At 41.3% G+C, this 22,449-nt stretch carries 19 protein-coding genes; 11 read left to right on the plus strand and 8 right to left on the minus strand.

The window, feature by feature from the left end; all coding sequences use genetic code 11:
• Window positions 1-93: 93 nt before the first annotated feature.
• The gene (locus MHI58_RS03770) at window positions 94-519 is read left to right on the plus strand and encodes a hypothetical protein (protein WP_045034464.1); all 426 of its coding nucleotides are present in this window, start codon (window positions 94-96) and stop codon (window positions 517-519) included.
• Window positions 520-533: 14 nt separating this feature from the next.
• Here MHI58_RS03770 and MHI58_RS03775 read toward each other — a convergent pair whose 3' ends face one another.
• On the minus strand, window positions 534-806 hold the full coding sequence (locus tag MHI58_RS03775) for an acylphosphatase (protein WP_045034465.1): 273 nt from the start codon (window positions 804-806) through the stop codon (window positions 534-536).
• A 123-nt stretch (window positions 807-929) separates the two neighbouring features.
• Between MHI58_RS03775 and MHI58_RS03780 the strand changes: the two genes are divergently transcribed.
• Entirely contained in the window at window positions 930-1,580 is a 651-nt protein-coding gene (locus MHI58_RS03780) for an MOSC domain-containing protein (protein WP_045034466.1), read from the plus strand.
• A gap of 41 nt (window positions 1,581-1,621) precedes the next feature.
• Here the strand turns inward: MHI58_RS03780 and MHI58_RS03785 are convergent, their stop codons facing one another.
• The 3 genes from MHI58_RS03785 to map form a co-directional block, all read right to left on the minus strand.
• A complete protein-coding gene (locus MHI58_RS03785) occupies window positions 1,622-1,759 on the minus strand; it encodes a YflJ family protein (protein WP_008341771.1) in 138 nt (45 codons plus the stop codon).
• 134 nt (window positions 1,760-1,893) lie between these two features.
• Entirely contained in the window at window positions 1,894-2,055 is a 162-nt protein-coding gene (locus MHI58_RS03790) for a hypothetical protein (protein ID WP_017366810.1), read from the minus strand.
• A gap of 262 nt (window positions 2,056-2,317) precedes the next feature.
• Window positions 2,318-3,067, minus strand: coding sequence for a type I methionyl aminopeptidase (map, locus tag MHI58_RS03795; protein WP_008341769.1), 750 nt, complete (start codon window positions 3,065-3,067; stop codon window positions 2,318-2,320).
• Between the two features lie 190 nt (window positions 3,068-3,257).
• Here map and nagE point away from each other — a divergent pair, with 190 nt between their 5' ends.
• Complete coding sequence (nagE, locus tag MHI58_RS03800; protein ID WP_045034467.1) at window positions 3,258-4,622, plus strand: N-acetylglucosamine-specific PTS transporter subunit IIBC; 1,365 nt, start codon at window positions 3,258-3,260, stop codon at window positions 4,620-4,622.
• Window positions 4,623-4,640: 18 nt separating this feature from the next.
• Here nagE and MHI58_RS03805 read toward each other — a convergent pair whose 3' ends face one another.
• Window positions 4,641-5,399 (minus strand): DUF817 domain-containing protein, encoded by a 759-nt coding sequence (locus tag MHI58_RS03805; protein WP_045034468.1) that lies wholly within the window; start codon window positions 5,397-5,399, stop codon window positions 4,641-4,643.
• 195 nt (window positions 5,400-5,594) lie between these two features.
• Between MHI58_RS03805 and MHI58_RS03810 the strand changes: the two genes are divergently transcribed.
• Complete coding sequence (locus MHI58_RS03810) at window positions 5,595-6,098, plus strand: DoxX family protein (RefSeq protein ID WP_045034469.1); 504 nt, start codon at window positions 5,595-5,597, stop codon at window positions 6,096-6,098.
• A 42-nt stretch (window positions 6,099-6,140) separates the two neighbouring features.
• Here MHI58_RS03810 and MHI58_RS03815 read toward each other — a convergent pair whose 3' ends face one another.
• Together MHI58_RS03815 and MHI58_RS03820 are read right to left on the minus strand one after the other, a co-directional pair.
• Window positions 6,141-6,728, minus strand: coding sequence for a YjgB family protein (locus tag MHI58_RS03815; protein WP_045034470.1), 588 nt, complete (start codon window positions 6,726-6,728; stop codon window positions 6,141-6,143).
• 94 nt (window positions 6,729-6,822) lie between these two features.
• Window positions 6,823-8,805 carry an LTA synthase family protein gene (locus tag MHI58_RS03820; RefSeq protein ID WP_017358781.1) on the minus strand — a complete coding sequence of 661 codons (1,983 nt, stop codon included), beginning with the start codon at window positions 8,803-8,805 and terminating at the stop codon, window positions 6,823-6,825.
• A 578-nt stretch (window positions 8,806-9,383) separates the two neighbouring features.
• On the opposite strand from MHI58_RS03820, the gene MHI58_RS03825 reads away from it, so the two are divergent.
• The 7 genes from MHI58_RS03825 to MHI58_RS03855 all read left to right on the plus strand — a co-directional run bounded on the left by MHI58_RS03825 (window position 9,384) and on the right by MHI58_RS03855 (window position 17,832).
• Window positions 9,384-11,042: a pyridoxal-dependent decarboxylase gene (locus MHI58_RS03825; RefSeq protein ID WP_008341763.1), complete on the plus strand. Its 1,659-nt coding sequence runs from the start codon at window positions 9,384-9,386 to the stop codon at window positions 11,040-11,042.
• 31 nt (window positions 11,043-11,073) lie between these two features.
• Complete coding sequence (locus tag MHI58_RS03830; RefSeq protein WP_024720238.1) at window positions 11,074-12,798, plus strand: methyl-accepting chemotaxis protein; 1,725 nt, start codon at window positions 11,074-11,076, stop codon at window positions 12,796-12,798.
• Window positions 12,799-12,880: 82 nt separating this feature from the next.
• Window positions 12,881-13,267, plus strand: a complete 387-nt coding sequence (locus MHI58_RS03835) for a DUF1992 domain-containing protein (RefSeq protein WP_035391356.1) — start codon at window positions 12,881-12,883, stop codon at window positions 13,265-13,267.
• 162 nt (window positions 13,268-13,429) lie between these two features.
• A complete protein-coding gene (treP, locus tag MHI58_RS03840; protein ID WP_017358785.1) occupies window positions 13,430-14,863 on the plus strand; it encodes a PTS system trehalose-specific EIIBC component in 1,434 nt (477 codons plus the stop codon).
• 15 nt (window positions 14,864-14,878) lie between these two features.
• Window positions 14,879-16,579, plus strand: coding sequence for an alpha,alpha-phosphotrehalase (gene treC / locus MHI58_RS03845; RefSeq protein ID WP_045034472.1), 1,701 nt, complete (start codon window positions 14,879-14,881; stop codon window positions 16,577-16,579).
• A 19-nt stretch (window positions 16,580-16,598) separates the two neighbouring features.
• Window positions 16,599-17,315 (plus strand): trehalose operon repressor, encoded by a 717-nt coding sequence (treR, locus tag MHI58_RS03850; protein WP_017358787.1) that lies wholly within the window; start codon window positions 16,599-16,601, stop codon window positions 17,313-17,315.
• A gap of 82 nt (window positions 17,316-17,397) precedes the next feature.
• Window positions 17,398-17,832 (plus strand): hypothetical protein, encoded by a 435-nt coding sequence (locus MHI58_RS03855; protein WP_045034473.1) that lies wholly within the window; start codon window positions 17,398-17,400, stop codon window positions 17,830-17,832.
• Window positions 17,833-18,079: 247 nt separating this feature from the next.
• On the opposite strand, the gene MHI58_RS03860 is transcribed toward MHI58_RS03855, so the two are convergent.
• Entirely contained in the window at window positions 18,080-22,360 is a 4,281-nt protein-coding gene (locus tag MHI58_RS03860) for a multifunctional 2',3'-cyclic-nucleotide 2'-phosphodiesterase/3'-nucleotidase/5'-nucleotidase (RefSeq protein ID WP_045034474.1), read from the minus strand.
• Window positions 22,361-22,449 lie beyond the last annotated feature (89 nt).

The raw sequence follows: 22,449 nt of genomic DNA on the forward strand, positions 1-22,449 counted from the left end.
CTAGGTTTTTTTGTATGAAATGAGTCTTTTGTATGTTGTTTAATTTGGAAAATTATGGTTTAATGGCGGTGAAATCAAAAAGGGGGAATATAGATGAAAAAAATGACGTTGCTCATATTTTTGGCTGTATTCAGTTTCAACGGATTTCTACCACTAGGTGATGAAAGAGCTAAAGCAACGACTGGAGCAATGGTTCAGAATGACATCGATTTAAAGGTGACAACCGATCATTCAACTTATACTTCGCTTCATCCTCAGGTCAACGTCAACATGACAGCAACAACAAATGAAACACTTTATTATACAGCTGCTGTTCGAAAACTTACTTTCCCAGTGACACCAGTCTTTACACACGAAGGGTCTATCTCTGGACAAAACGCTTTCGCAGCACCTACTCGTTTATTACTTCCTAACAGTGGATCAGCCAATTATGATGTTCATGTGAGTCTCTACAAAGATGCTTCACGTACAACCTTGATTGGTTATTATGTTGCAAACCCATTTACTGTTGTGAAATAAAGGATACACATCAACTATCCTCTAATCCGAAAGTCTTGATAATGGGCGAACTTGGTGAGCGGCTTCATGTCCAAATGTGTGACTTTTGAAAAAGGACTACCTTTACGAACGGTCTCTAAAAAGTCAAACACCTCCTGCTGCTCTCCTTCTACTTTTAACTCCACGTGACCCTCATCTGTGTTGCGTACCCAGCCTTTTATCCCTCGATTGACGGCTTCTCCTTGAACAAAATATCGAAAACCGACTCCTTGCACTCGTCCTTTTACAATAGCGTGATAATGAACCAATGTCATCTCTCCTTTTTTCTCATCGTACCATAACCTGCCTCATTCCTTCACGTACCGACTATGATTTGACTGTCAAACCATGTAAAATAAAAGGCAATCAGACAATCAAAGGAGATGGCGAGAGTGGGGCAGACAAGGTACGACATCGAAGGAATTCAAGTAGGACAACCTATCACCACCTATGTGAATGGTAAAGAAATCAAAACAGCCATCAACAAAAAGCGTATTCACGAGCCTGTTTATTTGAGTAAGCTCAATTTTGATGGAGATGGCCAAGGTGATTTGGTCCATCACGGAGGTGATGATAAAGCCATTTGCGTCTTTCCATATGATCACTATACTTATTTTGAGCAATTTTTAGGAGTGTCGTTACAGGAGGCAGCTTTCGGTGAGAACGTGACCGTGCATCAGCTTGTAGAGACAGAAGTCCGTATTGGAGATGTATTTCAATTTGGTGAAGCGATTGTTGAGGTCAGCCAGCCAAGACAGCCGTGTGTGAAGCTCTCTCTTAAGCATGGAAACATGAAGCTTGTGAAGGAAGTGCAGCAAACGGGATATACCGGTTTTTATTTGCGTGTGCTGAAAGAAGGAATGGTCTCTCCTGATGAAGCTCTTGTGTTAGTCGAAAAAGCGCCCCATCCCATCACTGTCCACGAAGTCAATGAAGTTAAATACCGTCAAGTAGATCAAAACAGGCTGAAAGCAGTTCTTGAAGTAGATGCCTTAGCAGATGTGGTCAGGAAGTCTTTAGAAAAACGTGTTCAGCCCATATAAAAAAGCCGTACATCTGATATGGATGTACGGCTTTTCAACATTTAAGAGCTCGTTTTCTTTTGCTCAAGAAGATTTGCAAGGAAATAAGTTTTAAAGCTTTGAAGCTTTCTTCCTTCATGCTTGGTCACACCAAGCTTCTTTAATTCTTCGACATACCAGCCTTTGCTACCATAATGCATGATAGAAAACTCCTTTCAATGGAAACTGCCTGCATTGTAACATCTCAAAAAAGGACGTGAAAAGTGTGCAGGTGTTTAGAAATGAAAACTGATTCTATCTGCCTATGATCCATGTATATGCTGGAAATGATCATTTATGAATTTGGCGGGTTGAGGGTAACGATGATCATGCCCACTGTCATAATCATGATGACAATACCGAGGTAGGTCATCATGGATTGTTTTTTCTTAATACCTACAACCGTTAAAATAATACTTTCAATAAAGAAGATAATACCGATGATGATGAACCACATATCAAATAAGACCCCTTTCGCATATCTTTGCCTATTTTACCACAGGCATTTTTGTTTAGTCGTGACAGATTCGTGAAAGGGATTGCAGATTGTTGAGAAAGGGCTAAAATGAACTTGATTTTAGCCCTTTGTCTTCTCTTCAGCGTGATAGAAAACCTTTGATGTCTAGGAAGGACGAGTACCGGCACGCAGGACTGACACCGAATGCGAGGGTTTGTCTACACGCTGAAATCCCCTCCAGTGAAGGAGGGGACCCGCTTGCTTACAGCTTTGTTAAAATAATCGGTTCGTCTTTTGTGATCACAATCGTATGTTCAATCTGTGCGACCAGGCTCTTATCAGGTGTTTTAAATGTCCAGCCGTCATCCGCTTGATAAATCGATTCAGCATTTGTTGAAATAAAAGGTTCAAAGGCGATGACTGTCCCATTCTTAAACAAAGCATTATCGAATGGATCATAATAGTTCAAAATATGGTTAGGTGCTTCATGCAGGCTTTTCCCAATACCGTGTCCTGTCAAGTTCTTAATGACGGTAAATCCTTGTTCTTTCGCTGTATTGTAGACCGCACGGCCAATTTGATTTTGTCTTTTACCGGCTTTCGCATGCTTTAATCCTTCAAGGAATGCATCCTCTGCACACTGGCATAATGCTTCAAGACGAGCATCTCCTGTACCTAAAACGAATGAAATCCCAGTATCGGAATAATATCCATCAAGCTCTGCTGAGATATCAATATTAATGAGGTCGCCCTCTTGTAAAATGGTTTTTTCACTTGGAATGCCATGTGCGACTTCATCATTGACACTGATGCAAGTCGTACCGGGGAAATCATATTCTTTTTCAGGAGCTGAATTGGCTCCATGTTCTTCTAATATTTTTTTCCCAATCAAATCTAATTCTTTTGTAGACATGCCTGGTTTCGCTTGGCTTTTCATTTCTTCTCTTGCCAAAGCGACAATTCGGCCGACTTTTTTTAAGGCTTCTAACTCATGATCATGTTTGACAATCACTGTTCATTCCCGCTTTCTATAACTTCATTCTATTCAATAGCTTACCACATTTTACGCCAAAAGAGTAAAGGCTGAGATTCGGGTGAGATGTGGACAAATTGGTATAGATAACTAGATGTGCATATGATATATTTTTTATGAACATCATGAGAGATTTGTTCATGATGATGACGAAGGGGGGAGAAATAAGATGGTGTTTCAGTTTTTTCAAAAGTTAGGAAAATCATTTATGCTTCCAATCGCTGTGCTTCCTGCAGCGGGTATCATTTTGGCTATTGGGCGTGAAGATGTATTCAACATCCCGTTTATTCATGCGGCAGGAAATGCAATTTTTGCGAATTTGGCTTTAATTTTTGCTATGGGTGTAGCGATTGGTATTTCAAAGGACGGTAACGGGGCAGCGGCGTTATCTGGAGCGATCTCTTATTTTATTTTGTCAGCTGGTACCACGTCGATCAATTCGACCAACAATATGGGGGTATTGGGTGGTATTTTGTGCGGACTTTTGGCAGGTTACGTTTACAATAAATTTAAGGACACGAAACTGCCGGAATACTTAGGTTTCTTTAGTGGAAGACGGCTTGTGCCAATTATGACAGCACTTTTTACCATTCTATTAGCAGCCGTTTTTGGATATGTATGGCCTCCAATTCAAAGTGTGATCAATGATTTGGGAGAGTGGATTTTAAGTCTTGGAGCAACGGGTGCCGGGCTGTTTGGCTTCTTTAACCGCTTGCTCATTCCATTAGGACTTCACCATGTGTTGAATAATCTATTTTGGTTTCAATTCGGTGAATTTAGCGGAGCGACAGGTGATTTAGCGCGGTTCTTCAAAGGAGATCCAAGTGCAGGTGTCTTTATGACTGGTTTCTTCCCAGTGATGATGTTTGGGCTGCCGGCGGCATGTCTCGCGATGGTTGTAACCACAAAGCCTGAAAAACGAAAAGCAACAGCCGGTCTTATGATTGGAATGGCACTGACGTCATTTATTACAGGAATCACAGAACCAATTGAATTCTCATTTATGTTTTTATCTCCACTTTTATATGGTGTTCATGCGATATTAACTGGTCTTTCGCTCTTTATTGTCAACACCTTAGGCATTCATAGCGGTTTCGCTTTTTCAGCTGGTGCGATTGATTACGTTTTAAGTTTTGGAATTGCGCAAAAGCCCATTCTGTTACTTGTGGTTGGGGTCATCTATGGCGTGATTTACTTTGTTGTTTTCTATTTCCTGATTAAATTGTTAAAGCTAAAAACACCGGGCAGGGAAGATGATGACATCGAAGATATCCCAGGGGATGATACACATACTGCCGGAGCAAGTATGCTCGTAGAGGGACTAGGCGGCAAAGACAATATCACCACAATTGACCATTGTGCGACCCGTCTTCGTTTAACAGTAGAAGATACCAATTTATTAAATGAAGGTACATTGAAAAAAGCAGGTGCCAAAGGGGTACTGACGTCAGGAAAAACTTCCGTACAAATCATCATTGGAACAAATGTCGAATTTGTCGCCGATGATCTTCGCAAGGAAGTCGCTCGGGACTAAAAAAAACGTTCAGCCAGATCAAATGGGCTGAACGTTTTTTTGTTTTCGCTGTTCGATTACCAGTACAATGCTGATGACAACAAGTAAAAACCATGAACTGATTTTACCAAGATGGACGAGAGACCAAGCATGCTGCTGATTTGGATATTGCCATGCTCCTAAAAAGGTCGTGACATTTTCGGCCACCCAAATAAAAAAGCCAATTAGCAAAAACGAGATAACAAGCGGCATACGAAAGGTCGATGAACCGACCTGAAAGGAAACGGTTGTTTTTCGAAACACAACCACTAGGAGTAATGTCAGCCACCAGCGTAGATCATAAATCCAGTGATGAGTAAAGAAATTGAGATAAATACATAAACTGGTCCCCACTGAAAGAAACGGGTGAGGCCACGCATTTACCTTCACGCGAAGGCGAGTCAGTGCCTGATAAATATAGCTTGCCACGCTCGCATACATAAAGCCGCTATAGAGCGGAACCCCAAAAATTTTCGTATAAGCTTCTTCAGGATAGGACCATGAACCCATATGTACTTTGTAGATTTCTAAGCCTATTCCAATCACATGAAAGAGACAAATAACCTTCAACTCTGTCAGCGTCTCAAGCCGTAGTATCAGCATGAGAAGCTGTGCCATAAGGCAAAGCAGAAGAATAAAATCATATCGATGAAGAAAAGGAATAGACACGACCTTTGATAGGGCAAGCGCCGTAAAGATCATGACAGGAAATAGACAAGAGATGGCCTGTAAATAAGCAAAATGAAATAATGTTTTCATACAAAATGTAACCCCTTTTCACTGTCTGAAATAACTTAGACGGTGATAACAAGGGAAAAGTTTACCTCAACTAGATATTCATGAACAATTTGTGAATATATATGTGAAAAGTATCACAAATGATATTTTACATAGTATAATAAGATCATAAAGAGAATGTGAAATATTTCACATAATTTAAAAGGAGGCATCATCATGTTTACAAAATTCTTACAAACGAATGTATGGGCAGCCGTTATTCTCTTGGCAGCAAGACTTTATATCGGATGGACTTGGCTGACATCTGGTATTGGAAAACTAACAGGCGGATTCGATGCATCTGGATATTTGCAATTTGCCATTGCTGAACCTGTTGTGAAAGATGGACATCTTGTTTATCCGTTCTATGTCTGGTTTTTAGAAAATGTCGCGTTGCCAAATGCCGGACTCTTCAGTGCCATGGTCATGTGGGGAGAAATCTTAGTTGGTCTAGGACTAATTGTTGGATTGTTTACAACAACGGCAGCCTTTTTTGGAAGCGTGATGAATGTCTCTTTCTTACTAGCTGGAACCGTCTCTGTTAACCCGCTTCTTCTTCTAATCGCCGTCTTCATTATGGCAGCGAAAGGAAATGCCGGAAAACTTGGCCTTGATTATGTAGCAGGTCCAGCCCTTAAGCGAAAACTGAAAAGAAAGCCGCATTTAGAAGTGGCATCATAATAAAGAAAAGCATCCTGAGCGAAAACTCAGGATGCTTTTTATTTAAGAATCACTTTTTATAAGGTTGATATGCAAGACTGTTAACGAGTGCTGACTGATATCTGGATCATGTCCGACGATAAATTCGAGCTCATAATCACCGGTCTGATAAACGTATTTCTTCTCTTTTGTTTGTGGGATGGTGCTGACTGAATCTGCTGGTCCAAGCTGTTTCTTTAATAGGGAAGGAGTCATTCCTCCGATATTCGTTTCTTTTTCTACATTTGTTCCAAAATAACGGATTTCGTTAATCTTGCCTTTTTTGTCATAGTGAAAAGCAAATCCAGGGTTGCCCATTTCGGCATGATACAAATCAAAGCCGCTTTGACCCGTTTCTGGATAAGGCTGTCCTAGTTTATGCCGAACGTCTTTTTTTGTTTGAACCCCTATTTTGAGTCCTTCTGCATAGTATGGCATTTGTCCTTTATGCGCCAGCTGATAGATGCTGTTTAGCGCTGCATTCGGCCCTTGAGGAATGGACTGTTCTGCCTGCGTTTGGGTCATGGCGTGCGCTGAAATCGATGGGCTGAAAGCAAATAAGGTGGAAGAAGCGAGTGAAGCGGTCACGACAAAAGCTGCTGTTTTTTTCATGATTAATCAATCCCTCCTTCTTCAACTATACCCGGTGTCATGCGGATCAAACGTAAAAAGCCCCAGCTGACGGCTGGGGCCTTAAATGAGAAAGTTATTTGGAAGACGAGCTGGATTCATCTTTGGCGGAAGAGGAATCTTTTTCATCCTGTACTTTCTTTGTATAGTCATAATCATTGCGCTCAATTGGTGTAAAGCCTTTAGGTTTGTAGAAACGGAGTAAATCTTCCGTGACAATCTTATCAGATGTCTCTAACATCTTTTTCACCGTTTCGTTTTCTTGTGATGCCTTTTCAGTCGGCTCGATTTTTTCACCTGTTTTGTTGCTGTAATAGTTGTTGCCTACTTTCGTGTAGTCCTTCGACACGAAGTCTCCATTTCTAAATGGCACAAGCTCTTTAAAGTTCTTCGATAAGATATCAGAACCAGACATTAAATAGTTCTTCGTATCATCTCCGAGCAGGTGGAGAAGGGTAGGCGCAACATCCACTTCACCAGAGTATTTATGAATCTGTCCGCCTTTTACGCCTGGCACATGGATAAAGAGCGGCACACGCATAAGCTGGGCATTTTCATAATCTCCAATTTTTTCGCCAGTCACTTTTTCCATCGCTTCATTATGGTTTTCTGAAATGCCGTAGTGGTCACCGTACATAATGACGACGGTATTGTCATAGAGACCAGATTTCTTCAAGTCATTAAAGAACTGTTCAATGGCTTCATCTAAATAATGAGCAGATTGGAAGTAGTTATCAACGACGGAGTCTCCGAAGTCGCCAGGTTCAAAATCAGTATCACCTTCATCCATACCAAATGGGAAGTGGTTTGACAGCGTAATGAATTTTGAATAAAACGGCTGTTTCAGATTTTCAAGCATTGGCATGGATTCTTTGAAGAACGGTTTGTCTTTCAATCCATAGTTCTTCGTATCTTGTTCATTCATATCGTAGTATTCAGAATCGTAAAATCTGTCATATCCAAAGGACTTAAACATTTCATTTCGGTTCCAGAACGTTTTCGTATTCCCGTGGAATTCTGCGGACGTGTATTGGTCCTTTTTCAAAATGCCAGGAAGCGCCTGATATGTGTTTTGAGCTTTGTTAATAAACACAGAGCCTTGTGATAATGGGAAAAGCCCCGTATCCATCATAAATTCCGCATCAGATGTCTTTCCTTGTCCTGTTTGATGGAAGAAGTTATCAAAATAAAACGTTTTGTTGTCATGGGCTAATGAATTTAGAAAAGGAGTGACCTCTTTTCCATTCACCTTGTAATCAATGACAAAGTTTTGCAGTGATTCAAGAGAAATCGTAATGACGTTCATGCCTTTCGCTTTCCCGTAATAAGCTGGGTTAGGATCAGCGCTGTTCGCCTTTAGATAATTCTCTACATCTGTTACATCACTTGAATTTGCCAGGGCACGCTGGCTGTTTGATTTCACATTTTGAATGGCATCAAACACCGTAAAATTATAAGCACCCAAGTATTTGACTAAATAATTGCGGTCGAACGATCTTGATAAAAGCTCTGGGCGATCAATTTCTGCTGCGATTAAGTTGACAACAAAGATCAGAACAGAGGACACAAGAACGAGTCTAAACGATTTTGTTTTTTGAACAGGTACAGTCGCTGTACTTGTTTGCTGCTGTCTTTTCATGCGGACTGCGAGTACGATCAAGATGATGGTATCGAGAAAGTAAAACATATCAGTCCAACGCATGAGTGAAAATGCACTATCACCTAATTGTCCGCCATTCGTTCCTGCCTGCATCACTGTAGGCAGCGTGATAAAGTCATTGAAGAATCGATAGTACACGATGTTTGCGTAAAGTAAAAAAGACATGAAAAAGTGAATCACAATGATAGCGGCAGGCTGCCATTTTTTCTTGAACAATAAAGCAAAGCCAAGAAAGAACAAGCTGGAGCTAATAGGATTCACAAAAAGCAAAATATGCTGAAGCACATTTGATATACCAAGTTTAAATTCGATTAAATAAGCTGTATACGTCTTGAGCCATAACAAGATGGCTGCAATTACAAAGAAGCCGAGGCCCCTTTTTTGAATAAATGTTTTCATTTAAACACTCCTTTTCTCCGTTAAACGGAAGAGGCGGAACGAAAGAAAACGAACCATTAGAATATACCATGAAATGCACAAATAGAAAAGTCATAACCGATGAGCCGGTAAAGCAGCCTGTCCGCGCTAAAAATGGGAAGACATCGGAAATGTTCGATCTTCGAAAAACTTTTTATGAAATTCATCCTATTATTGACAGAAAATTCTGGTATTTTCCTGTTGCTATATCAATAAAACAGGTAAAAAGACACAAGTCTAAAGAATTAATTTGATTTCTACAATGGTGCTTTTAGGTGAATTTCCAGTGTTTATTAATGTTTATGCAGGTTAAGTATAAAAAATGAGGGAATGAATGGCTGAAATCACTGGATAATAATTCCTTTATGAAAATATATTGATATATTTTATTGCTTCATAAACATAAAGGTTTTGATGTGTAGTGTAAGGGTTTTATTCGTTTTGACGAGCGAACAAATTATCTAAATATACTTAAGCGAACAGTTCGACACTATAAACTTTTGAAACGGGGTCGATATAGACAGTGACAGGAAATCTTCCATTGAAAGGATTGATAGTATATGACTGTACGAGCACAGAACCTCGTTCAGAACTGGTTTCCGAGTGAGGACGGAAATGCAGAAGAGCGGAAAGAACTCATTAAATTAATGGAACAGATCATTTCAGGGGTCGATGACCTGAAGGATCCGAACCGTGCTCACCTAAAAGGTGAAAAGAATCGCGAGGAGGACTTTTACAAAAAGCTCACTGAAACAAGTCAAATTCCGATGAACGGACAACAAGCGGAACTTGTGAATGAAGAATTACTGAAGCTTTTACATAATCATCCATACCACACGAAGTATTTCTTCACGAACATTTTGCCAATGGCAAGTACACCAGGAATTCTAGGCATGCTGACGGCTATGCTGGTTAACGGAAACAACCTATGGGATGTGTATGGACCAGCAGGCGCAGAAGCTGAGGTCAGAGTGGTCTCAATGATGTCTAAGCTCATCGGATATGATCCAAATGTGAGCGGGGGCTACACAACATGGGGAGGTCAAGGGGCTATTTTCTCGGGGCTTCGTTTAGCAATTTCGAAAGTTGCACCGGAGTCATTACGAAAAGGTGTCCCGCAAAATCTTTATGCGTTTTGTTCTGATGCAGCACATTACAGCTTATTTAAGTCAATGGAAGCAACAGGGCTTGGCACAGACAACTTAATCAGAATTAAGACGAATAAAGATCATTCGATGGATATGGAAGATTTGCGTTGTCAAATGGAACGTGTTGCCCAAAATGGCGGAATTCCCGTTTATATTGTGGCAACAACCGGAACAACAGATGCCATTGCAATTGATGATGTAAAAGGGGTACGTGAAACGGCAGAAGCCATTGCTGAGGAGTATGGTCTCAAGGTGCCGCATATTCATGCGGATTCGGCGCTTGGTGGATTCTTTGCTTTCTTTAATGAGTATGATGTATCTGAAAACCCGCTGCAATTCTCAGACGGTGTTCTTCGTATGCTAAAAGAAATCAAAGCGAAATTCCAGCATCTTTCTCTTGCTGACACGATGTGCTTTGACTTTCAAAAGCTCGGACAAACACCGTACACATCTAGTTTATTCTTGGTGAAAAACGCTGCTGACTTAAAGCGCTTGGACCTAGAAGAACAAGAAACACCATACGTTGGACATAGAGGATACGGGGAATACCATACCGGTTATACACTGGAATGCTCAAGAATGGGAAGCTCCATCAGCATGCTAAGTGTGCTGCTAACGTTTGGAATTGAAGGATACCAGCGCTTGCTCGGTCAATTTTTAGAGGTGAACCTTGCATTTAGAGAAGCACTTCGTCAGGAAATTCCACAAGCAGAAGTCGTCAATGATGACAATGTCGGAATGGCTACATTGTTTAGAATTTACTTAGACGGCTCTCCTCGTTTTAAGGAAGAAGTGTCTGGTGAAGCAACTGCTATGGAAATTGAGCGCAACAATGATTTGAACAAAATCCTCTTTGAAAAGCTTGGAGAGAAAAGAGACGAAATGTTCTTTGGCGATACAACGAAGTTTTTACAAGTCAATGCCAAAGAAGGTCAAGAATTCTATCTAAGTGTGAGTAAATTTTTTGTGATTTCACCTTATACGTTACCGGAGCATATCCCTCATATCGTATCTTATTTAAAAGATGTCATTGCATCTGTTTGTGGACAATTTGAAAGTGTAGAGGCTTAAATTAAAATTGAGAGTGGAGATGTAGAAAAAAATGGCGAAACAAAGGAAGTTTGGGGGACTTACGATATCCTCCAAAATCATGTCAGTCGTTGTCGTAACATTACTCGCAACCGTTGCATTATTCGTTCTAACATTTTATTTAGTTAGCCAGGATTTATCTTCCCAATTATTAAAGCAATTTGATTATCGATTAACAACAGATATTGATACAGCGAAAAAAGAAATCGATAATATGGATGGAAATGTCCTTAGCATTAGCGGGAAGGATGATCCTATTTATGTGGAGATCAAAAAGAAATTCACAGAACTGAAAGAAGATCATACGCTTGAGAACTTATACGTGTTATCAAATAAGGGCGGCAAAGAAAGAATCATCGTACTAACAGGGGAAGACAATGATTTTGATCAAGATTATGTCTTTTCAGATGAAATGAAACAAGCTCTTTCTGAAGATAAAATGGTCAAAAGCGACATTTACGTTGATTCGTATGGGACTCATAAATCCGTCTTTTTACCAATTAAAGATTCAGGCGGTGAACTCACGGGGATTTTAGGAATTGACTTAGATGCGTCTGTTGTTCCAGCAACAACGAAAAAGCTGACAATTTATATTACAGTAGCATCTGCGATTGTGCTCATCGGTGGATTACTCTTCTCATTCTTCATGGGAAGAAGAATTGCAAAACCAGCACGTTCATTAATGGAATCAGCAGATCGAATTGCAGATGGTGATTTAACTGGCATGGTAGAAGTTCAAAGTAAAGATGAGATCGGTCAATTAGCAGCTTCCTTCCAGAAAATGCAGGGACGGATCAAAGAGCTTATTGGAAAGATCTCAAACTCATCAAGTGAAGTGTCGAAAATGTCTTCACAGCTTCGCACAGTGACAACAGAATCTAGTCAAAGTGCACAACAAGTGTCAGAAGCGATGACGAATATGAGTGAAGGAATCAATGATTCAGTCGCAAACATTACAGACTGCACAACATCTGTTGCGGAAATCGATACTCAAATCGAAGGCGTGACAAAAGAAGTGGATGAAATGAAATCTGTTTCATCAGAAGTACAAGAGCAGTCAGAATCTGGTCAAAAATTGGTGCAGCATGTGCTTGAACATCTCAACATGTTACACGACATGATGACAAGCTCAAAGCAGGCGGCAGAAGAATTGCAATCACATTCAACAGAAATTGAAAGTGTCATCTCCATTATTACGGACATTTCAGCGCAAACGAATCTGCTTGCACTGAATGCTTCTATTGAAGCCGCACGTGTAGGAGAAGAAGGAAAAGGATTTGCTGTTGTGGCTGATGAAGTCCGTAAGTTAGCTGAACAGTCAGCTGATGCAGCTAAAACGGTCTCAGACTTAGTCATTGGCACACAGGAAAATAGTCAGCGTGTCCTTGAAAGCGTGGAGGAAAGCAGTAAAGCAGTGGAAGAAGGCCGTGAGCAAATGAAAGGCACCTCGCAGAACTTCGCTGGTATTTATGATGGAGTGTCTCAATTTGCAAGCAGAACGAACAATTTGCTTCAATCTATTAAGCAGGTAGAACGCGCTTATCAAACAATTTCTACATCGATTGAACAAATTTCGGTCGTGTCAGAAGAACATGCGGCAAGCTCTCAAGAAGTAGCGGCAGCAACAGAACAACAAAGTGCTGGCATGCAGCAAATTTCAAGTGCGATTGAACAGCTCTCTGACATGTCAGAGGACTTGGCACAAATGGTATCTACTTTTAAAATCGACAAAAAATAACGAGAAAGCTGGCTCTTGTGAGAGAGTCAGCTTTTTTGCTATGCTTAACCAAAATATCAGACGATCTGAAAGGAGACGTGTCATGGATTTTGCGCAGAGATTGTCAGAAGAACGGATCAAAAAGGCGATGGACCATGGAGCTTTTGAAGGACTATCAGGCTTTGGGAAACCTCTGCCAAAGGATGATGCTGCTCATGTACCAGAAGAGCTGAGGATGGGCTATCGAATCATGAAAAATGCTGGCTTTGCCGGGGAAGAAACAGCTTTGAAAAAAGAACTAATGACGGTTAAAGAGTTACTGAAAACGAGTATAGATGGAGAAGAAAGAAAAAAACTCTCTCTCGTATGTGAGGAAAAACAAAAACGCCTTGATGAACTCACATCCAAGCGCCAAACGTTTGCTCGACCAGCCTCCTCCTTTTATAAGAATAGGGTCTATGAAAAACTAACGGAGCATAAAAAAAGATGATGACACGCTGCCTCTTTGAGCACATTGAGGGAGCTTTTTTTATGAAAGCGCTACATTTTCTTATTGACTACATGTATATACAAATATAAAATATGAAGTGAACATGTATATACAAGTTTTGATTCTTTTTTCTTATAAAAAAACGATCTCGGAGGGGATAGCATGGCTGATTATCAGGCAGCGGCAGATCAGATTGTGAAAGCCATTGGCGGCAAAGAAAACATTGATCAAGCCACACATTGTGTGACAAGACTTCGTTTTGTGCTAAAAGATGAAGGTAAGGTGGATGAGAAAGCACTAGAACAAATTGATGAAGTGAAGGGATCTTTCTCAGCGAATGGCCAATACCAAGTGGTCATTGGTCAAGGAGTGGTGAATCGGGTTTATGCCGAAATGGTCAAACAGACGGGAATCGGCGAAGCGACAAAAGAGGACGTCAAGCGTGCCTCTGATCAGAAATTAAACCCACTTCAGCGAGCGGTGAAAACGCTTGCAGATATCTTCATTCCAATCCTTCCAGCTATCGTGACAGCCGGTTTATTGATGGGGATTAATAATATTTTAACAGCTCCTGATATTTTCTTTGATCAAAAATCCATTGTGGATGTGTATCCGGCATGGGCGGATTTAGCGAATATGATCAACTTGATTGCAGGTACTGCCTTTACCTTTTTGCCAGCATTAATCGGCTGGTCGGCTGTCAAGCGGTTTGGAGGAAATCCGCTTTTAGGGATGGTCCTCGGACTGATGCTTGTACATCCAGATCTGTTGAATGCGTGGGGGTATGGAGCGGCGGAAAAGACAGGTGACATACCTGTATGGAATTTGTTTGGACTTGAAGTACAAAAGGTAGGTTACCAAGGACAGGTTCTTCCGATACTTGTCGCTTCCTATTTACTCGCAAAGCTCGAATTATTTATTACAAAGCGGACACCTGAAAGTATTCAGCTGTTAGTTGTTGCACCAATTACATTACTACTCATTGGATTTTTATCATTTATCGTCATTGGTCCCGTTACATTTGCGATTGGAAACGTATTAACATCTGGACTCGTCACTGTATTCCAGCAATTCGCAGCACTTGGTGGCCTTTTATATGGCGGATTATATGCAGCGTTAGTCATTACAGGCATGCATCATACGTTCCTAGCAGTCGATATTCAGCTGATTAACTCAAAACTGCACGGCACGTTCCTATGGCCAATGCTCGCGCTATCTAATATTGCTCAAGGGTCGGCGGCACTTGCGATGATGTTTGTCTTAAAAGATGAAAAGCAAAAAGGGCTCTCGCTGACATCAAGTATTTCTGCTTACTTGGGTATTACTGAACCGGCGATGTTTGGGGTGAACTTGCGCTATAGATTCCCGTTTATTTTTGCCCTGATCAGTTCAGGGATAGCTGGTATGTTTATTGCCTCACAAGGGGTACTAGCAAGTTCAGTCGGCGTTGGAGGCATTCCAGGAATCTTCTCGATCATTCCGAAATATTGGGGGGCATTTGCCATCGGAATGGTGATTGTGCTGATCGTCCCATTCATTGGTACCCTTTTATATGCAAAACTTAAGAAGAAGGATGTATCACAAGAACTTAACTAGTGGTGGTGAAGGAAATTGAATCAACAAACAAACGAACCGTGGTGGAAAAAAGCCGTGGTCTATCAAATCTATCCGAAGAGCTTTTTAGACACAACAGGCTCTGGTACAGGTGATATCAATGGTGTGACGAAAAAGCTCGACTATATCAAAGAGCTAGGGGCGGATTGTATTTGGCTGACCCCTATGTATGAGTCACCACAGTATGACAACGGTTATGATATTAGTGATTATACAAAAATCCATGACATGTACGGCACAATGGCCGATTTTGAGCACATGCTGAAAGAAGCACATGAACGAGGGATTCGTGTCATCATGGATCTAGCCGTGAACCATACATCTATTTTCCATGAGTGGTTTCAAGCCTCCCGAGAGTCGAAGGAAAACCCGTATCGAGACTATTATATTTGGAAGGAGCCGAAAGCGGACGGCTCTCCTCCGAATGACTGGCAGTCTAAGTTTGGCGGGCCAGCGTGGGAATTAGATGAAGCGACAGGTGACTATTATCTTCATTTATATGATGTTACCCAGGCAGACCTCAATTGGGAACATGATGAAGTGCGCAGGCAAGTATATGACATCATGCACTTTTGGTTTGAAAAAGGGATCGATGGATTCAGACTGGATGTCATCAATAACATTTCAAAGGATCAACGCTTTTTAGATGATGCTGGGCAATCAGTGCAAGGTGACGGGCGTATGTACTATACAGATGGGCCGAGAATTCATGAATTCTTGCATGAAATGAACCAGGAAGTGTTTTCGAAATACGATAGCATGACCGTGGGGGAAATGTCTTCAACGAATATTGCAGACTGCATTCGGTATACAAGACCTGATCGGCAGGAGCTGGATATGACGTTTAATTTTCATCATTTAAAAGTTGACTATCCTAACGGTGAAAAGTGGGCCATTGCGCCATTTGATTTTCTAGAGTTGAAATCAATTCTGTCAGAATGGCAGACGAAAATGCATGAGGGCGGCGGCTGGAACGCACTCTTTTGGTGTAACCATGACCAGCCGCGCATCGTGTCAAGATACGGTGATGATGGCACGTACCATCAGCAATCAGCGAAGATGCTGGCGACCACCATTCATTTGATGCAAGGCACTCCTTATATTTATCAAGGTGAAGAAATTGGGATGAAGAATCCTCGTTTTGAGGACATTTCGTCATACCGCGATATCGAATCACTGAATATGTACGAAGTCATGCTTGAAAAAGGGAAAACAAAGGAAGAAGCTTTGGCGATTTTACAGGTCAAATCAAGAGATAACGCAAGGACACCTATGCAATGGACGTCGGAAAAAAATGTGGGGTTCTCAAAAGGTACGCCTTGGATTGAACCAGCTCAAAACGGCATTTCAGTAGAAGCTGCCTTAAAAGATGAGACGTCGATTTTTTATCATTATCAAGCCCTTTGTAGACTTCGCAAAGAACTTGATGTAATCACCTATGGGAGCTTTACTTTACTGCTTTCAGATGATCCAAAGGTGTTTGCGTATGTCCGAGAAGGCAAAGATGAGAAAATCCTCGTGATCAACCATTTTTATGCAGGCGAGACGGACTTTACACTTCCAGATGAGCTTGCAAAGGATGTCAATGAAATAGAAGGGCAAGTCCTGTTGTCCAATTATGAGGATGTGCCGGCAGATATCAAGGGATTTACATTGCGTCCATATGAGTCAATCGTTTATCATTTAACCAAACGCTAGTAAATGGGGCGGAGGGAAAATGAAAGAGAATAAGTTTCGAGTGATTTATGATCAGCTCGCTAGACGGATTGAACAAGGTGAATGGCAGGATAAAGGCATCCTCCCATCAGAACATGAGCTGTCTGTCATGTATGACACATCCCGTGAGACGGTGAGAAAGGCATTAAACATCCTTGTGCAAAATGGCTATATCCAAAAAATTCGTGGGAAAGGCTCAGTATTGCTGAATCGAGAGAAAATGCAGTTCCCAGTTTCGGGTCTTGTCAGCTTTAAAGAGCTTTCCCAAACGCTTGGGCGAAAGACGGTAACAACGGTTCATGAGTTCGGTTTAATCAAGCCAGATCAGTATATTCAGTCTCAGCTGAAAATCAGTGGGCAGGAGGACGTTTGGGAAGTCATTCGCTCTCGCAATATTAGCGGAGAAGAAGTCATTTTAGACAAAGATTACTTCTTGCAAAAACATGTGCCGTTCTTGTCTAAGGACATTTGTGAAGGATCGATCTATGAGTATATTGAAGGAGAACTTGGGGTCTCGATTAGTTACGCTCAAAAGGAATTTGTGGTCGAGCCATGTACTGAAGAAGATGAGAGGTATCTCGATTTGAACGGGTTTGATCATGTGGTGGTGGTGAAGAATTATGTGTTCTTGGAGGATACGAGTCTATTCCAATACACCGAAAGCCGCCACCGGCTAGATCGTTTCAGGTTCGTGGATTTTGCTAGAAGAGAGAAGTAGACAGGGACGAGGCCCTGTCTATTTCAGGTTGTAGGGAAACAAGGGATTAAACAATAACGAGAGCAACATCTCAGGAGGAAAAATGATCAGACTGAATAGACCACTCAAATTACGAGATTTAGAAATTTTTAGCGTGATGAAAGGTCACAGGATTTTATGTTATGTCATCATTGAAGACACGCGAAAACCGTTTACGGAAGAAGATAGAAAATTAGAGCCATTATGTTATATGGATGAAGAAGACATTCAAGCGATTTTGAATGTATTTCATATTTCAATTATCAGTGATGAAACATTAAATGAAGAAGATTTAACCCTTGTGCAATCGTACTTTGCTGAATTTGTGAATAACACGAACTTAACGAATTTCATTACGAGAGAATATGTTCAAAAGGATTTATATGCCGTTGATGATGAAGATGATATCACGTTCTTTAATAGAATGCTGCGTCATATAGGGTCAGATGATGTGAAAGAATTTGATGATCGTCATTGGATGTATTTATCCCAAGATTAATAGTGAGATGCAAAAAAGGACAGAGCCGAAGCTCTGTCCCCAGCGTGTAGACAAACCCTCGCATTCGTTGTCAAATCTGTGCTCCGGTGCTCACGAATGTCAAATTCGCTCCGCTCCGGTGCTCGACTTTCCTAGACTGCAAAGGTTTTCTATCACGCTGAAAAAAAGACAAAGGGCTAAAATCAAGTCCATTTTAGCCCTTTGTCCTCAATCTGAAAGGACAGAGCCAATGCTCTGTCCTTTTCTATTAAGATGATACTTTGTTTCGTGTACGCTTGCGCTGGTAGTAATAAAGGATACCGCCTGAGGCGAGCATGAGCAAGCCAATTAATACCGCTGTATACATCATCGTTGCGGTATTCGGCAGTGTGCCGCCTGGTAAGCCGCTTCCATCCTGACTTGGATCCGAACCGCCTGGAGCAGAAGTTCCACCGTCTCCGCCATTTTGGTCTGGAGCTGTTCCAGCCGCTTCACTTTGATTGAGTACGGTGTATTCACTAAAGTGCTCCGTTTTACCTGAGACAATCCCGTTTTCGAATGAACCGTTACTTGTTTTGGCATAGCGGTTTTTCTCACGATCGACATAATAGACACCTGGTTTTTTCGCTTTTTCAGGCGCATCTAATGTAAAGAACAGTGTGACGGGATCTTTAAAGGTAGACACATTTTTCTGATCTTGTTTGATTTGGAAATCGTATGTGTCGGTTAATGCGTTTTTCACCTTATTTGTTTTTGCCATCGATATATCTGCTTGTTGCTCTGACAAATTGGAGAGCGGTAATGCTAGACCGACTTTGTCATGATAGATGGTGACGTTTGGATCTTGCTCTCGTTTCTTCAGTTCAGCTACTTGCCCTTTTGATAGAGACAATTGAACCTTTTTCGCTTCGGTTGCTTTGTCTAAATAGAGCAATGCTTTGTTCGTATGCTGCACATACGTTTGGAATTTCTCATCATCTTGAATGTCATAGACGCCTTTTCCTTTCAAGCGAGGAAGGAATACTTCTTTCACTCGATGGTCGATGACTGGAGAAATATGACCGTCTGCCTGTTCAATTTGCTCTTTGAAAATTTCATAGTCAACATAGCCTAAGTCTTCACCATGAGACGCTTCTGTAAAGACGCTGTAGCCATCACCGCCTGTGCCGACAAATGCGTTAGTCGCCACGCGGTATGTTTTCTGATCATCAATGTCAGTCAGATTGCCCTTTTGATCTTTCAATTTGACATCAATCAGTCTACTGCCAGCCGGTTTACTCAGTGTAAACGTATATTCAATACCAGCTACATGAGGGAATGCGCCTCCGCCTTCTTCAATGCCTGAAAGACCTTGTTCAAGCGCTTTTTTAATTTGACTGCCTTTTAAATCTGCGACATATAGTGTGTTTCCAAAAGGCATCACGGTTAAAATATCCCCTAATGTGATATCTCCTTTTTCAATGCTGCCTCGAATACCGCCGCCGTTTGTAATGGCAAGGTCAGCCCCAGCAGATTCTTGTGCCTTCTTTAACATGCCATCTGCAATAAAGTTTCCAAGGTTCGTTTCCTTTGCACGGACGTGTTCACGCTGTCCATCTAAGAAGACATCTGACGTCCCGACTTTTTCGGTTTTTAAATCTTGGATATCTGCCTTGTACTGATCAAGAATCGCTTTTGCGTCCGCATCTTCTTTCACAGAGTCGTCGATCGTGATGAGGTCAAAAGTAGATTCTTTTGGCTGTACGACGCCTTTTTTGTCAAAGGCCACGTCTACTTTTCCTAAAAATTGTCCGTAGTCTTTTACTTGTGCAACAATCGTTGGTTCTTTTTTATTGATGACCTTTAATTTTTCAACAAGGGTGTGGGTATGACCACCAATGATGAGATCAATGCCATCTACTTTTTGAGCCAGTTCTAGATCACGGTTATAGCCAATATGTGTGAGCGCAATAATTTTATTGATTTTTTCTTCAGTTTGAATGGTTTTGACTGTTTCTTTTGCTTTTTTGTATGCATCTTGAAATTGAATGTTGGGACCACTGCTGGATGTAATCGCTGTGTCTTCAGTGGTTAGACCGAATACAGCGACCTTTTCACCATTTACATCAAGTAGAATGTAAGGGTAAATGCCAGCTTCTTTTTTCTCACCAGCTTTAAATGTTGCTGGTTTTTTCACTAAGTCGCTTAACTGTTTTTCTTTAGAGACATCTACGTTTGATGACACGATCGGGAAGTTCGGTTTTTCAAATTGATGACGGTTTTTAGCATCTACGCTGGATGCGTCACCTGTCAGGAATTGACGAAGGACAGATGGACCTTTGTCAAATTCATGATTCCCAAACGTCATGGCATCGTATTTCATTAAGTTCATCAGTTTCAGATCGGCAAGTCCTTGCCATTTTGTGAAATAGAGATCACCAGAGAAGACATCTCCAGCGTCTAATAAAATATTGTTTTCGCTTTGGGCGCGAACTTCTTTGATCTTGGTTGCGCGTCTTGCTGCATCATCCAGATGGGCATGTGTATCGTTTGTATGCATCACCGTTAAATGCCAATTGTCTGTTGCAGGTGGTTTTGTTGTACCATCATCTTTAAACGCTAGCTTGTATACGCCAAGTCCGTCTGTGCTGGCATTCCGAATAAAGTCGACGCTGTTTGATTTCTCTGCGAACGGTTTTGCAAGTAGAGAAGATTCAAAGGTGACTGTTGCGCCTTTTACTGGTGCAATGGACCAGTTTTGATCTGCGCTTGGGTTAATGGTTTTTTGTTCAATAATATAATCCATCAGCACTTGGCGGTTCTCATCTGCTGAGGCAAGCACGACTTTATCTTGTGTGAGGTGCGGGAAGCCTCCGCCGCCAGATGCACGGTAGTTGTTTGTCACGACTAAAAATTCTTGATTGTCAGAAACGGGTTTTCCGTTGTAAGACAAGTTTTTGATGCGGTTCGCACTAGCGTTAACAAGTGTGCCTGTTGTGCTGTATTTAGCAGGCTGTGTGACATCTACTTGGTACGTCACACCATCGATCACATCAAAATTATATGAGCGGTATTCTTCGTTTAAAATAGGCTGTTCATTTGAAGTATTTGGTTTGATTTGGTTAAACTGACCAGCAGACATTTCAAGCCAGTCTTTTACTTCACTGCCTTTTAGTTTTACAATCTGTACGGTGTTATCGTAAAGATAGAGATCGCCGATGTTTTTAATCGCTAAATCACCTTTTGCGATATTTGTATAATAGTTCACACCGTTGCGTCCACCGGCTTTAAATGGCGCACCCGCAGAGAGAATCGGCAAGTTTTTGTACGAAGTATCTTTCATTTTTTCTTGTGCATACCATTTCTGGGCATCTGTCACGATTTGAATAGAAGGGTCATCCATCACTTGAGCGAAAAAGCTGTTAATGTCTGCTTCTGTTTTTCCAACTGGCTTTCTGACGTAATCTAGGGTGTTTTGGTGAGTTGTTTGAATGGCATTTTTCACTGTGCTGTTTTGAGATGTCACCCCGGCAACGGATTCAATTTTGCCTGTTCCGTCTGTGACTTTCCAGTTGCTGCCGTCTGGCTCTAGTGTTAAATCAATGACTCCGAGGTAGCTTCCCCAGTTTTTTGACATGACGACAGGAATGCCATTAATGGTTCCCTTCGCGACATCAAATTTGTCTACGCCGCTATATTCAGCGCTAGGGAATGTGCCATGCTGGTGGCCAGACACAATCGCATCAATGCCTTTTGTTTTCGTGGCAAGGTCAAAGATCATATTTTCTGATCCTTTAGGTGAAGCTGTTTTTTCAATTCCTGTATGAGCAAGAGCGACGATGACATCTGCGCCTTTTGCTTTCATTTCTGGAATGGTTTCATTGGCAGACTCCACAATATCCTGCACTTGAACTTGTCCATCTAAATGCTTCTTATCCCACGTCATAATTTGTGGTGGTACGAATCCTATGTAACCGACTTTCACAGTTTGGGAGGCTCCGTTTGCATCTTTAAAGGTTTTATCCTGAATGACATAAGGAGTAAATCGGTGTTCTCCGTTTAACTTTTTGACGTTCGCATTGACAATCGGGAAGTTGGCGCCCGCAATGGTACCGTCAAGAAAAGATAAACCGTAGTTAAATTCATGATTGCCGAGTGTACCTGCATCATATTTTAATTTGTTGAGTGTATGAATAATGGGGTGAACCTTTGTTTGATTGATGATGCTGTCTTTTTCATTTTTATAAACGTATTCTCCAAGAGGGGTTCCTTGAATCAGGTCTCCGTTATCAACAAGGAGTGTATTGGGATTTTGTGAACGGTGCTTGTCAATCAGCTCGGCTGTTTTTGCCAAACCGAATTCATTTGTGTCTTTGTCGCTGTAGTAATCATAATTCATCATGTTCGCATGAACATCCGTTGTGGCTAAGATACTGACCTTTACGGCGCTGCCGCTTTCTGTTTCTGCATGAGTAGGTACTGCTGGGAGAATGAGACTAATCAACATCATGGAAGTGAGCAGAATAGACAGGTTTTTCCTTCGTTTAGACCTATGTGCTTGCTTCTTCACCTGATCTCCGCCTTTCTAATTTTTTTGACCACAATACCTATTGTAGAAATGTTTCGTTAACTTTTGTAGTTATTTTTTGCAGATTATTG

Source organism: Bacillus sp. FSL K6-2869 (assembly GCF_040869405.1).
Taxonomy (GTDB): Bacteria; Bacillota; Bacilli; order Bacillales; family Bacillaceae; genus Bacillus; species Bacillus altitudinis.